We start from the raw sequence: 13,115 nt of genomic DNA, 5'->3' as shown, positions 1-13,115 counted from the left end.
GCGTGCCCCGCCAACCGGAAGGAGGTGCCGGCCGTGCATTCGTACGGATTCCCCTCGCTCCACTCCTCTCCCCACCGCAAGCCGCGCGCCCGAAGACATCCCCACGCCCCCGCCGCCGTCGTCACGACCGCGGCCCTGTCCTCCTTAGGACTGCTCCTCCCCCACCAGGCCTCGGCGGCGCCCGCGCCCCGCCCCTCGGTGGAGGAGGTACGGGCCCGCGTGGACGAGCTGCACCGGCAGGCGGGCACCGCCACGCAGGCCTACGACGCGGCGGCCGAGCGGACCGAACGGCAGCGGGCCCTGCTCTCGGCGCTGATGGACCAGGTGGCCGCCACCACCCAGAAGCTGAACGAGACCCGGCGGCTGCTCGGCAGCTACGCCGCCGACCGGTACCGCGGCGCCGGCCCCCTCGGCGGGACGGCGACCCTGTTCCTCGCCGAGGACCCGCAGGCCTTCTTCACCCGGGCCCACCTGCTGAACCGGCTCGACGGCCGCGAGGACGCACAGCTCGCGCGGTACACGCAGGCCAGGGCCGAGACAGCGAGCAAGCGCCGGGAGGCGGCCAAGGTCGCCCTGGACCTGGAGGCCGCGCAGGAGGAGTTACGGGCGCGCAAGCAGGAGGTGCAAGGCCGGCTCTCCGAGGCGAACACCCTGCTGGCGAAGCTCACCGCGGCGCAGCGGGCGCAGGTGGCGGGCGTACGGGCCCCCGCGGGCTCGGGTGACCTGCCCGCCGACTCCCCCGCTTCGGTGGCCGGCGCCAAGGCAGTGGCCTTCGCCCGGGCCCAGCTCGGGAAGCCGTACGTCTGGGGCGCGACCGGCCCGAACTCGTACGACTGCTCCGGACTGACCCAGGCCGCCTGGCGTGCGGCGGGCGTCACGCTGCCGCGTACCACCTGGGACCAGGCCGAGGCGGCGCCGCGGATCGCGACGAAGGACCTGCGCCCCGGTGACCTGGTGTTCTTCTACGGGGACATCAGCCATGTCGGGATCTACATCGGCGGCGGCCGCATGATCCACGCCCCGCGGCCGGGTGCGTACGTCCGCGAGGACTCGGTCTTCTACCAGCCGGTCCACAGCAGCGTCCGGCCGGGCTGAGACCGTCAGGGTCCGGCCGGGCTGAGACCAGCGGCATCCTGCCGGGCTGAGACCCCCCGCCACCCGGTCGTATTAAATACTCCGCGCGCGGCGTGGCGGGTGAGCCGTCCGGGCGGGATGCGTTCGGGGCCGTTATTCCGGCCCGCGTGGCCGGGGACCACTGCGGAGTCGCTGCCGGGGACCGCTGCAGAGTCCCCGACGGCTCCTGCACAGTCCCCGACGGATCCGGAGGGCTTCTCCCCGAGCCCTCCCGTGTCCCTCCCCGAAGGAGCCCCCTCGTGATCGCGTCCCCGATCCCGTCCCCGATCCCGCACCCGAGCCGCCGGCTGGCCGCCCGTCTCACCCGCGTCCTGCTGCCCGCGTGCGGAGCCGCCGCACTGGTGGGGACAGTGGTGGCGCCCGCGTCCGCGGCGGCCGCGGCCACGCCCGTGGCCTGCAGCGCGGCCTCGCTCTCCGCCGCCATCACCGCGGCCAATGCCTCGGGCGGCTCGCTGTCGCTGGCCACGGGCTGTACGTACGCGCTGACCGCGCCGCTGCCGGCGATCAAGGGGACGGTGGCCATCGAGGGTCATGTCGCCACGATCACCCGCGCGCCCAAGGCACCCCCGTTCGGGATCCTCGTGGTCGACCGGGGCGGCAACCTCACCATCAGCCATGTGATCATCACCGGCGGGAACGCGGCCGGGAGCTTCGGCGGCGGCATCCGCAACGACGGAACCCTCTCGGTGGCCGCGTCGATCATCAGCAACAACAAGGCCGACTACTCGGGCGGGATCGCCGGGACCGGCGGCTCGACCACGACGATCACCAACAGCTTCATCACCGGGAACACGGCGACGCGCAACGGCGGCGGCTTCGCCAACGACGGGCACATGACGATCACGCGGTCCACCGTCAGCGACAACACGGCACTGGAGAAGGGCGGCGGGGTGGCCAACGACGGGGTCCTGAAGATCGACCGGTCGGCGTTGACGAACAACTCCGCGAGCGGCCCGGCCGGACTCGGCGGCGGGATCGCCAACTTCGGCGGCCCCGGGGCCTCCACCACCCTCGACGGGGCCATCGTGACCGGCAACAGGGCCACGGCGGGCACCGGCGGGGTCTACAACAGCGCCGGGACGATCGCTTCGCGCGCGAGCACCACCTCGCTCAACCAGCCCAACAACTGCATGAAGAGCGCCCCGGCCGTACCCCTCTGCTCCAACTGAGCCACGTCCGGCGCCCATCGGCGTGTCGGTCACACAGCGCCAGCCTCCGCACGGGGCGCCCGGCGTGGCGCTCACCCTCCGTATCAGGGCGAGTTGACGGACCACCGTCGGCTCGCCCTTCGGCCTGCTCCGGCAGGGGAGTTCGAGTCGCCGATTCCGCCATCCGGACCTAGCGTCAAGCCATCGAGGGGCATTTCCTGCCTTTTGCGGACAAACAGTTCGCGGCTGCACCTCGGGGACCCGGAGGAATCACCATGCGTGCGATACGTGTCGCATCCGTCGCCCTGCTGTCCACCGCCGCTCTCGCGCTCGCCGCGCCGATGGCCGCGGCCAATGACGGCGGGACCACGCCCAACGTCACGTCGTTCGGCTTCACCGTCTCCCCCACCACCGTCGCCCCCGGCGGGACCGTCACCCTCAACGCCACGGGGTGCCAGGAACCGCTGGTCAAGGCCTCGTCCGGCATCTTCGACGCCGTCGAGCTCAACGAGGGCAAGCCCGCCACCGCCAAGGTGGACGCGGATGCCAAGCCGGGCGCCCAGTACGAGGTCACCTTCGACTGCAAGGGCGAGAAGGGCACCACCACCCTCACGGTCGCGGGCCACTCGACCGGCACGGGCACCACCACCCCCTCCAAGGGCGTCAAGGCCGGCCTCGGCGGCGGTGCGGGCGGCCTGAACGGCACCGAGATCGCCGCCGGTTCCGCACTGCTCGCGGCCGCGCTCGGCGGTGGCGTGTACCTCATGCGCCGTCGCGCCGACGGCAACGCCTGAGCACGGGCCCCCTGGCCGCGGGCCTCCCGACCGAGGCCTCCTGCCCCAGGGCTCCTGGGCCAGGACTCCTGAGACAGGACTCCTGACCGCTGGGCCCGTCCGACTCGCCCCTGACGACCGGACGGGCCCGGCCCAAGACCTCCCGCCCCCCGCAAGGAGACGCATCACATGCCCCGCCACCAGGAGCGTACGAAGCCTCGCGGCGGCTGGGGCGTCGTCGCCGTGGTCGCCCTCAGCGGCACCTTCCTCCTCACCAACGGCCTCGAAGCGAACGGCGGTCCGCCGCAGCCCGCGAACGCCGCCACCCTGGTCACCGACCCCGTCCACGACGAGGCCGCCCGCCGCCTCCCCCCGGCACCCGCGCCGCTGAAGCCCTCCCCGCCGACCCGGATCCGGGTGCCCTCCGTACAGGTCGACGCCCCCGTCACCCGCGTCGGACTCGACGCCGAGGGCTGGGTGGACGCCCCGCCGCCGCAGGACAAGAACCTGGCCGGCTGGTACGAGGGCTCCCCCGCCCCCGGCGCGCGGGGCACCACCGTGATCGACGGCCACGTGGACAACCAGCAGGGCCCGGCGGTCTTCTACAACCTCGGCTCGCTCAAGCAGGGCCAGCACATCGAGGTGGACCGGCAGGACGGCAGTACCGCCGTGTTCACGGTGTACGGCATCGAGGTCGTCGGCAAGAACGCGTTCCCGGCCCAGCGCGTCTACGGCTCCAAGGGCGCCCCGGAGCTCCGCGTGATCACCTGCGGCGGCGGCTTCACGAAGAAGACGGGGTACGACGGCAATGTCGTCGTCTTCGCCCGCCTGACGTCGATCCGAAAATAGCCACGATCTAGGCTCGTCGGCATGACTGTTCTCATCAACGCCTTCCTCGGCCTGCACATCATCGGGATCGCCTCGCTCCTCGGCGGCTTCCTGACCCAGATGAAGGCGATGAGCGCCGGCACCGCCCGTTTCGTGCCAGCGATGCTGCACGGCGCGCTGACCATGCTGGTCACCGGCGTGCTGCTCGTCGGCTTCCGCGAGATGGACGGCGGGACGGTCAACAACATCAAGATCGGCGTGAAGCTGGCGATCCTCTTCGTGGTCCTGGCGCTCGTCTACGTCAAGCGGGACGAGGAGCGGGTGGAGAAGGCGCTGTTCGGTGCCGTCGGCGGACTGACCATGGTCAATATCTTCATCGCCGTTCTCTGGCACTGACCACGGACGGCCACTGACCGGCAAGACCCGGTCGAATGCGGGCACTTACGATCATCTCGTCATCCGACCGTTACCTCCGGGTCTAGCGTCCTCCTCCAAGCACCGAGAGAGGAAGGACGTGAGGCCCTCGTGGCCAGTCATCGAAAGCCCAGGCAGCGCCCGCTTTCCGGCAGCACCGCACGGACCACCGTACGCACCACCGCCGCCACCCTCGCCCTCGCGGGCGCTGCCACCGCCACCGCGTTCGAAGGCACCTCCCAGGCCGACCCCCAGCCGACGCCCTCGCAGGTCAAGGCCGAGGTGGACCGGCTCTACGAGGAGGCCGAGGCCGCGACCGACCAGTACAACGGGGCGAAGGAGAAGGCGGACGAGGCGGAGCGCGCGCTCTCCGGACTCCAGGACGAAACCGCCCGCAAGACCGACCAGCTCAACACCGCCCGCAGTGCGCTCGGGTCGCTGGCCACGACCCAGTACCGCAACGGAACCCTGGGCGCCGCCGTCCAGCTGGCGATGTCCGCCAGTCCGCAGGAGTACCTGGACCGGGCCACCCTCATGGCGCACGCCGGCAATCGCAGCGCCGTCGAGATCGCCGTCGTGCGCCGCAAGCTCGACGAGGTCGGGCGCCTCAAGGAGCAGGCCTCCGGACGCCTCGCCGACCTGCGCGCCCGCCAGGGCGAACTCGCCGGGCACAAGGCCGAGATCGAGAAGAAGCTGACCACCGCGCAGCAACTGCTGGCCAAGCTCACCGCCGAGGAGCGCGCGGCCTACGAGGCCCGCTCCGGCGGCAGCGCCCCCACCGGCGCACAGACCCAGGCCCCGCCGCCCTCCGACGGATCGCGCGCCGCCCGCGCGGTGGCGTTCGCGTACGGGGCGATCGGCAAGCCTTACGTATGGGGCGCGACGGGACCGGACTCGTTCGACTGCTCGGGCCTGACCCAGGCGGCCTGGCGCGCGGCCGGGGTCTCCCTCCCGCGCACCACCTACACCCAGATCAACGCCGGGCAGCGGGTCTCCCGCGACCAGCTGGCCCCCGGTGACCTGGTGTTCTTCTACTCCGGGGTCTCCCACGTCGGCATGTACATCGGCAACGGCCAGATGATCCACGCCCCGCGCCCCGGCTCGACGGTGCGCCTCGCCCCGGTGGACTCGATGCCCTGGGCCGGCGCGTCCCGCCCGGCGTGAGGACCGCTCCGGTTCCACGGGCACCCGCTCCGCCTGCGGGGGCAGCCGCTACGGCGCCTTGACCACCGAGGTCAGCCAGCCGAAGGTCTGCGGCAGCTGCTTCGACCACGAGTCGAGATTGTGCCCGCCGGTGACCTTCTCCGCGTGCACCACCGTCGGGTTCTTCGCGATGCCCTTGAGGTCCGTGCCCGACAGGTAGCCGTCCTGCTCGGCCCCCGACATCCACAGCGAGACCGCCGGCGGCGCGGGCGCGGCCGTGAGCAGGTTCTTCAGGTTGTGGACGCGCCGCATCTCCGGGTCCTGGGCCACCAGCGAAGTGGACTCCTGGCCCGGGTCGTTGTAGCCGGACAGGGAGACGGCCGCGCTGTAGCGGTCGGGGTGCAGGATCGCCAGCTTGGCGGCGCAGTACGCGCCCGCCGAGTACCCGGCCACGCCCCAGGTGCGGGCCTCCTCCGAGGCCCGGAAGTTGTCGACGACCATCTTGCGGACGTCGACGCTGAACCAGCTGTCGGCGTTGACCTTGCCGGGGATGTTGGCGCAGCCGGTGTCGGCCTGGCCCACCAGCATGGCGCGCGGCGAGACCAGGATGAAGGGCTGCACCTTGCCGCTCTTCATCAGCGGCTCCAGCACCTCGTGCGCCTTGAGCCCCTGGAACCAGGACTTGCCCGTCCCCGGTATGCCCGGGATCAGCTCGACCACCGGGAACTTCTTGTCCTTGAAGGCGGGGTCCTCGTACTGCGGCGGGAGCCACACCATGACGTCGCCCTTGACCCCGGAGATCTTGCCGTTGAGCTCGGTCTTCTTGACCCGGCCCCCGACGCCGTCGACCGGCTCGAACTCCTGGAGCACCTTCGGCTCCGCCTTGACCTCGGCGGCCTTCTTCCCGCCGAGCCCGTCGGGCCCCAGGTCGGGGGCGGCGGTGACGTACTTGCCGGTGCCCATCAGGTCGCCCCAGGAGGCGTAGAAGTTCATGTCGCGGTTCACCGCGATGAACACCAGGGTGACGGCCGTGACCTGGGCGAAGACCACCATCAGGCCGCGCGAGCCGACACGTACGACGGCGGGGCCGCGCACCTTGCTCCACACGAACAGCGGCAGGACGACGGCCAACACGGTCAGGGCGACCACCGTCGCGAAGAGGGGGGTCCCCGTCAGACTCATCACGCCACCCAAGAGGGCAGCGCGAGGCCACCCGGTTGCTCCCCACCCCTGCGTCGTGGATCACATGGGCTCAGGGCAAATGCGCTGGTACCGGGCGCGCTTGGGCCAAATCCGCTCAGACCAGCCGACGGGCCGTGGCCCAGCGGGTCAGCTCGTGGCGGTTGGACAGCTGGAGCTTCCTCAGGACCGCCGAGACGTGCGATTCGACCGTCTTGACCGAGATGAAGAGCTGCTTGGCGATCTCCTTGTACGCGTATCCGCGCGCGATCAGCCGCAGTACCTCGCGCTCGCGCTGGGTGAGGCGGTCCAGGTCCTCGTCGACCGGCGGGGCGTCCGTCGAGGCGAAGGCGTCGAGCACGAAGCCCGCCAGTCGCGGCGAGAACACCGCGTCCCCGTCCTGGACCCGGAAGACCGAGTCCACCAGGTCGGTGCCGGTGATCGTCTTGGTGACATAGCCGCGCGCACCGCCCCGGATGACTCCGATGACGTCCTCGGCGGCGTCCGACACCGACAGCGCCAGGAACCGTACGGGGTCCTCGGCGGCCGACATCAGCGGGGCGCAGCGGCGCAGCACCTCGACGCCGCCGCCGCCGGGCAGGTGCACGTCGAGGAGCACCACCTCGGGGCGGGTGGCGGTGATGACGGTGACGGCCTGGTCCACGTCGGCGGCTTCGCCGACGACCTCGACCCCGGTCCGCTCGGTCTCGCCGATCTCGGCCTGGACCCCCGTGCGGAACATCCGGTGGTCGTCGACGAGCACCACCCGGACCCGCCTGCTGGCCGCACCGGTGGTCGCGTTCGCGCTGTCCTCGGTCATGCTGCCTTCGCCGCCCTCTCCATTTCCAGCTCGACTTCCGTGCCGCCGTCGGGCGCGGACCGCAGCCGCGCGGTCCCGCCGTTGCGCTGCATCCGGCCGATGATCGATTCTCGTACGCCCATCCGGTCGTCCGGTACCGCGTCCATGTCGAAGCCCGGTCCGCGGTCCCGCACGGACACGAACACCGTCTGGCCCTCGACCTCCGCGTACACCTGGACGGGGCCGCCCTCGCCACCGTACTTGGCGGCGTTGACCATCGCCTCGCGCGCGGCCTGCATCTGTGCCGCCAGCTTCTCGTCGAGGGGGCAGTCGCCGACGACGACCACCTCGATGGGGACCCCGTGGTGGTCCTCGACCTCGGCGGCGGTCTTCTTCACGGCCTCGGCCAGTGTCGTCGGCTCCTCGGCCTCGTCCTTGCCGGTGCCCTCGGGCTTGTACAGCCAGTTCCGCAGCTCCCGCTCCTGGGCCCGCGCGAGGCGGCGCACCTCTCCGGAGTCCTCGGCGTTGCGCTGGATCAGGGTCAGGGTGTGCAGCACGGAGTCGTGGACGTGCGCGGCGACCTCGGCGCGCTCCTGGGCGCGGATGCGCATCAGGCGCTCCTCGGAGAGGTCCTGGGTCATCCGGATCAGCCAGGGGCCTGCGAGGAGGGCGACGCCGACGAGGACGGCGAGGGTGGCGGTCAGTACGTTGCCCAGCTGGGCGGCGGAGCCGCGGACGACGATGAAGACCGTCAGGCCGACGCCGACCAGGGCCACGCCCGCGAGCGCCCGGGCGGTCTGGAGCAGCCGGACGTGCCGGCCGGCGGCCTCGTTCCAGTGGGCGCGGCGGGCGTTGTCGGCCTGCCGCCAGACGAGGACCACACCGGCGCCGACCAGCAGGAGCGGCCACACGTACCGGCCGGAGGCGCCGCCGACCTGGACCTTGGAGATGAAGATGCCTGCGCCGACGCACAGCGCGACCAGTGCGGTGATCTGGCCCCGCTCGGGCTTGCGCAGCCGCCGGGTGCCGTCGGGGAGGGTGTCGAAGTAGGAGCGGTGGCCGCTGCGCCCGCCGACGCCGAGCGGTACGAAGACCCAGAACGCGGCGTACAGCAGCACGCCCAGGCCGTCGCCCCACATGAACAGGCCGAAGAAGGCGAGCCGGACCCAGATGACGGGCACACCGAGGTGTCCGGCGAGTCCGCGCGCGACGCCGCCGAGCATCCGGCCGTCGGCGCTGCGGTAGAGCTTGCGCGGCGGCGCCTCTTCGGAGTCGGGTGCGTACGGCGGACGGGGGGCGGCTGCTACGGGCATGTCACCGATGGTCACACGTGCACGGTGCCCGGGACATCAGGGCAGCCCCCCAGTTCTCTCGGGGGGATATCAGGGTTGCGCCAGGGTGGATCCGGATGCCCGTCGCGGCGGCGGGCCGTCACCATGGACGCATGACCGACGTGCACGAATCCCCGCCACCGGACGCAGGCTCCGGTTCCGGCGCGAGCGCCGCAGCCATCCCGCCGCCCGCCGAGCGCCCTCCCCTGCGCCGCAGCCGGCGCGACAAGGTGCTCGCGGGCGTCTGCGGCGGGCTGGGCCGGTACTTCGACCTGGACCCGGTGATCTTCCGGATCGTGCTCGGCGTCCTCGGGGTGACCGGCGGCGTCGGTCTGATCTTCTACGGGTTCGCGTGGCTGCTGCTGCCCCAGGAGGGCGAGGAGGACAGCGAGGCGAAGAAGCTCCTGACGGGCCGGGTCGAGGGCGCGACCCTGGCGGCGGTGTTCGCCGCGCTGGTGGGCTGCGCCCTGTTCCTGTCGATGCTGGACAACGGCGGCCTGGCGGTCTTCTCCGTCCTGGCGGCCCTGGCGCTGGGCGGCGCGGCGTACTGGTCGCAGCACCACCGCAAGAACCTCGCGCCGGCCCCGGAGGAGAAGTCCGCCCCCGGCGCCGACTTCGTCTGGCCGGCGGCGACGCGCACCGGCCACCGGACCGCGCACAGCCCGGCGCCGCCCGAGACCCAGGCGCCGCCCGCGCCCGGCGGCCCGTCCTGGTGGCGGGATCCGCTGGTCAAGGACGGCACGACGGGACCGGTCGGCTCCACCGGGTACCTGTGGGGCCCCGACGACTCGGCCTCGCCCACCCCGGACGGTCCGGCGGCGGCCCCGGGCGGGGACCGCGTCCGCAGGGCTCCGCGCGGCGGCATCGGCGGCCGGGTGTTCGTCCTGGCCGTGCTGGCCGGGGGCATCGCCACCGCCTCGGTCTGGGACGGCAGCACCTTGAGCCATGCGCTCCAGGTCGGTTTCGCCGCCGCCCTCGCCGTCTTCGGGCTCGGGCTCGCGGTGAGCTCGGTCGCGGGCCGCACCGGATTCGGCACCGTGCTGCTCTCGGTGATCACGGCCGGGCTGCTGGCCGGGGCGGTCGCGCTGCCCAAGGAGATCGGCACCGACTGGCACGACGTGACCTGGCACCCGGCCGCGGTGGCCGACGTGGCGCCGAGGTACGAGGCGGGCACCGGACTGGCCACCTTGGACCTGAGCCACCTGAGCGTGCCCAAGGGCACCACCCTGCCCGTCAACGCCTCCATCGAGGCGGGCCGGCTCCGGGTGGTCCTGCCGAGCGGGGTCACCGCGCAGGGGGAGGTCGCGGTCGAGCTGGGCGACATCCAGATGCCCGGCGATCACGGCAACCAGATACGCATCAAGAACGGCGGGGAGACCCGGCAGGTGACCCTGCCGCCGGCGCCGGGCTCCGAACCCGGCGGGACGATCGAGCTGCACCTGACCGCGGGTGTGGGACAGGTGGAGGTGGACCGTGCGCACTCATGAGTTCCAGCCGGGACGGCTGATCGCGGGCCTGGTCCTGATGGCGGCCGGGGCGCTCTACCTGCTCGGCGCGGCAGGCGAGGCCGACCCGCCGTGGTTCCTCGTCCTGCTGATGACCCTGGGCGGGCTCTCGTTCGCCGCGGTGGTGGGCCTGGTGACCTACGCCGTGCGCCGCGACCGGCGCGACCGGATCACCGAGTCCAGCGAGAGGTAGGGCGCCCCGGCGAGGACCAGCGGGAGCCAGGCCATCAGGTAGATGAGGTCGTTGCCGTAGTAGTACGGGGTAACGGCCCAGGACACCGTGAGCCACAGGCTGAGCGAGATCAGCGCTCCGCCGACGGCCGCGACGCGCGTCAGCAGACCGGCCAGGACACCCAGGCCGACCAGGAGTTCCCCGATCGCCAGGGCGACGGCGAAGCCGACGGGTGCCTTCAGCGCCAGGTCCACCAGGGCCGGGATCGCGGAGGTGTCGCGCACCCCGCGCATCAGCTCGCCGATGGAGCCGTCGCCGGTGGCGGAGAGGAACGCGGAGTCGGTCAGCTTGTCCAGACCCGCGTAGACGAAGGTCACGCCGAGGAAGATCCGCAGGGGCAGGAGCGCGTGGCGGGCGGCGACCGCGCGCAGGCCCACGGGCTCGTCGGCGCGCGCGCCGGAAGGGACGTCAGTTCGGGTCACGCGACATGTGTACCCGCTTCACTCGGCCACGTCGATGGTGCAGCGGTTGGATTCCACTCCGGCGGCCGTCACCACCTGGATCTCGATCCGTCCCGGTTCCACTTCCGCGGGCACCGGCACGGTCAGCACCGCGTCGGAGGGATTGGTGAACCCGCCCGCCACCGGGACCAGCGGCACGTGCACGTGGACCGCCCCGACGCGTACGACCAGCCGCGCCAGCATCTCCGGCGTCTGCGCCCCGGGCGGCACGAAGCCGACGCCCCGGATCTCGATGTCGTCCCCGGGACGGATCGCCGCGTCCAGGTCCCCGGGTTCGCGTCTGCGCACCACCGAGAGCACCAGCGGGCGGCTGCCCTCCGCGTACTTGGCCGCCAGGTACACGGCCGCCGACAGTGCCACCAGCAGCGCGAGCGCCCACGGCAGTTGCGGCAGCCGGTCCGGGAACCGGGCCAGGGACACGGCCGCGAAGGCCAGTACCACCGTGGAGACCAGCACGTACTGCGCGTCCGGGAAGGAGCCCCGGCCCGCGTCGTCCGTCAGCAGGTCGGCCCCGGTCGGACGGTCCGCCGGCAGCTTCTGCAGCCGCTGCCCCATGATCCGTACGGAGACCACGCGGCGCACCAGCACCGCGACCCCCGAGGTCAGTGCGAGCACCGCCAGCAGCGGCAGGGCCCGCCCGAGCGCGAGGCCCGCGTACAGCGCCTGGCGTTCCGGTCCGGGCTCGGAGGCCGCGAGCCGCAGCGCGGGCAGCAGCGTCGCGAACGCGGTGAGGACCAGCCAGGCGCTGGGCACCGCCTTCGAGGTGGAGAGCCGGTTGTCCTCGCCGACCAGCGGGGCCAGCAGCCCGCCCCGCAGGGTCTGCGCGCGGGCCGCCACGGTCAGCAGCGCGGCCAGTATCAGCGCGGCCAGCAGTGCGGCGGTGCGCGCGGTGGACCAGCCGGTGCCGAGCGCGGTGCCGACCTGGACCAGCAGCAGGACCCCGGCGGCGATCCACACGGCGAGCACGGCCCGCCGCGAGAGCAGGTACAGCCAGGAGTGCCCGGCTTCCCGCCCGCGGTCGGCGACCGTCCGGGCGGACAGGGTCAGCTCGTCGGAAACCCATTGGCGGGAGGCCCCGAGCGAGTGGGCCACCGCGGCCGGCAGCCCCTGCCCGGCGGCGAACTCGTCGCGCTTCTCCAGGAACGCGGCGATCGCGCGCCGGTGCCCCTCTCGTGAGCAGTCGTCGCAGGCACAGGCCGCGGTATGAGTGCCTCTGGACATCTCTTGGACAGCCACGGACGTGCCGCCTCTCTGAACTACGGTGCAATGCCAGCGAATTGTGCACCACTGCGGCAGTGCTCCGGATTGCGCACGATGTCAGAGCAGGTGATTAACCGTTCATGATGTTGACGCCACCGCTTCCGGCCGCTTCCAGCAGCGGCTGGCAGCTCGCCCAGGCCGCGAGATCGGACCCGAACCGCTCCCGGGTGGCGACCGCGCCGTGATGGCCGATGAGCACCGGTTTCCCGGCCGCCCGCGCGATCAGCTGCACCTGCGCGGCCCGCTCCGCCGCGATGAACCACCAGGCCGCGGCCTCCACCGAGCCGCCGACCGTCAGCAGCCCGTGGTTGCGCAGGATCAGCGCCTTGTACGGGCCGAGCGCGTCCGCGATCCGGCCGGAGTCCTCGGCGGCGGCGTACTCGTCGAGGAGCGCGTGGTCCTCGTAGAAGGCGCAGGCCTCCTGCGTGATCGGGGCGAGCAGTTCGCCGAGGGCCGCGAGCGCCCTGCCGTACGGGGCCTGCGTGCGCACGACGGCGGCCACGGCGGGCCGGGCCCGGTGGACGGCGGCGTGCACGCCGAAGGCCAGCTGGTTGACCCGGCGCTCTCCCTGGCGGACCCGGCCCTCCCCGTCGACCAGCAGCAGGTCCTGGGGGCCGAGGGCGCCGAAGGGCCGGCCGAAGGGGTTCACCCAGTAGCAGTCCTCGAACTCCGGGTCCCGCACGGTGACGTGCCCGCCCACCCCGTCCTCGTAGCCGAGCCGCCCCAGCAGCCGCAGCACCCCGGCGAGCCGCTCCTTGCGGTGCGCGCGCTCCTCGGCGGCGGTGGCGAACACCGGCGGCATCTCGAAGCCCAGCCGCTCCACGGGCACGGGTCCGGGTGCGGGTGCACGTCCTGGCTGCTCGGCCATGGCCCCTCCTTCAAGGTCGCGGCGCAAGGTACCGGCGAGC

The 13,115-nt window shown here is 72.7% G+C and carries 14 protein-coding genes; 8 read left to right on the top strand and 6 right to left on the bottom strand.

Translation table 11 applies throughout. From position 1 onward, the window contains the following. The first annotated feature begins 33 nt into the window (after window positions 1-33). The 6 genes from OG490_RS22870 (at window position 34) to OG490_RS22845 (ending at window position 5,461) form a co-directional block, all read left to right on the top strand. Entirely contained in the window at window positions 34-1,095 is a 1,062-nt protein-coding gene (locus OG490_RS22870; protein ID WP_330298144.1) for a C40 family peptidase, read from the top strand. A 278-nt stretch (window positions 1,096-1,373) separates the two neighbouring features. After that, window positions 1,374-2,303 carry a hypothetical protein gene (locus tag OG490_RS22865; protein ID WP_330298143.1) on the top strand — a complete coding sequence of 310 codons (930 nt, stop codon included), beginning with the start codon at window positions 1,374-1,376 and terminating at the stop codon, window positions 2,301-2,303. A gap of 254 nt (window positions 2,304-2,557) precedes the next feature. Further along, window positions 2,558-3,076: a hypothetical protein gene (locus OG490_RS22860; RefSeq protein WP_330298142.1), complete on the top strand. Its 519-nt coding sequence runs from the start codon at window positions 2,558-2,560 to the stop codon at window positions 3,074-3,076. A gap of 168 nt (window positions 3,077-3,244) precedes the next feature. Next, window positions 3,245-3,904 (top strand): class F sortase, encoded by a 660-nt coding sequence (locus OG490_RS22855; protein WP_330298141.1) that lies wholly within the window; start codon window positions 3,245-3,247, stop codon window positions 3,902-3,904. Between the two features lie 21 nt (window positions 3,905-3,925). After that, on the top strand, window positions 3,926-4,279 hold the full coding sequence (locus tag OG490_RS22850; RefSeq protein ID WP_330298140.1) for a hypothetical protein: 354 nt from the start codon (window positions 3,926-3,928) through the stop codon (window positions 4,277-4,279). Between the two features lie 129 nt (window positions 4,280-4,408). Beyond that, window positions 4,409-5,461: a C40 family peptidase gene (locus tag OG490_RS22845; protein ID WP_330298139.1), complete on the top strand. Its 1,053-nt coding sequence runs from the start codon at window positions 4,409-4,411 to the stop codon at window positions 5,459-5,461. Between the two features lie 48 nt (window positions 5,462-5,509). Here OG490_RS22845 and OG490_RS22840 read toward each other — a convergent pair whose 3' ends face one another. The 3 genes from OG490_RS22840 to OG490_RS22830 form a co-directional block, all read right to left on the bottom strand. After that, window positions 5,510-6,622 carry an alpha/beta hydrolase gene (locus OG490_RS22840; RefSeq protein ID WP_330298138.1) on the bottom strand — a complete coding sequence of 371 codons (1,113 nt, stop codon included), beginning with the start codon at window positions 6,620-6,622 and terminating at the stop codon, window positions 5,510-5,512. A gap of 115 nt (window positions 6,623-6,737) precedes the next feature. Continuing rightward, window positions 6,738-7,439: a response regulator transcription factor gene (locus tag OG490_RS22835; protein WP_330298137.1), complete on the bottom strand. Its 702-nt coding sequence runs from the start codon at window positions 7,437-7,439 to the stop codon at window positions 6,738-6,740. Then, complete coding sequence (locus tag OG490_RS22830) at window positions 7,436-8,731, bottom strand: ATP-binding protein (RefSeq protein WP_330298136.1); 1,296 nt, start codon at window positions 8,729-8,731, stop codon at window positions 7,436-7,438. The genes OG490_RS22835 and OG490_RS22830 overlap by 4 nt, the downstream gene beginning before the upstream one ends. Before the next feature lie 131 nt (window positions 8,732-8,862). Between OG490_RS22830 and OG490_RS22825 the strand changes: the two genes are divergently transcribed. Together OG490_RS22825 and OG490_RS22820 are read left to right on the top strand one after the other, a co-directional pair. Then, complete coding sequence (locus tag OG490_RS22825; protein WP_330298135.1) at window positions 8,863-10,236, top strand: PspC domain-containing protein; 1,374 nt, start codon at window positions 8,863-8,865, stop codon at window positions 10,234-10,236. Then, the gene (locus OG490_RS22820) at window positions 10,223-10,447 is read left to right on the top strand and encodes a hypothetical protein (protein ID WP_330298134.1); all 225 of its coding nucleotides are present in this window, start codon (window positions 10,223-10,225) and stop codon (window positions 10,445-10,447) included. The genes OG490_RS22825 and OG490_RS22820 overlap by 14 nt, the downstream gene beginning before the upstream one ends. On the opposite strand, the gene OG490_RS22815 is transcribed toward OG490_RS22820, so the two are convergent. The 3 genes from OG490_RS22815 to OG490_RS22805 form a co-directional block, all read right to left on the bottom strand. Continuing rightward, window positions 10,393-10,908 (bottom strand): DoxX family protein, encoded by a 516-nt coding sequence (locus tag OG490_RS22815; protein ID WP_443065857.1) that lies wholly within the window; start codon window positions 10,906-10,908, stop codon window positions 10,393-10,395. The genes OG490_RS22820 and OG490_RS22815 overlap by 55 nt on opposite strands. Before the next feature lie 18 nt (window positions 10,909-10,926). Continuing rightward, entirely contained in the window at window positions 10,927-12,183 is a 1,257-nt protein-coding gene (locus tag OG490_RS22810; protein WP_330298133.1) for a hypothetical protein, read from the bottom strand. 94 nt (window positions 12,184-12,277) lie between these two features. Further along, window positions 12,278-13,075: a class II aldolase/adducin family protein gene (locus OG490_RS22805; protein ID WP_330298132.1), complete on the bottom strand. Its 798-nt coding sequence runs from the start codon at window positions 13,073-13,075 to the stop codon at window positions 12,278-12,280. Window positions 13,076-13,115 lie beyond the last annotated feature (40 nt).

Source organism: Streptomyces sp. NBC_00503, from assembly GCF_036346895.1.
Classification (GTDB): Bacteria; Actinomycetota; Actinomycetes; order Streptomycetales; family Streptomycetaceae; genus Streptomyces.
This window is presented reverse-complemented; position numbering and strand designations above follow the sequence as displayed.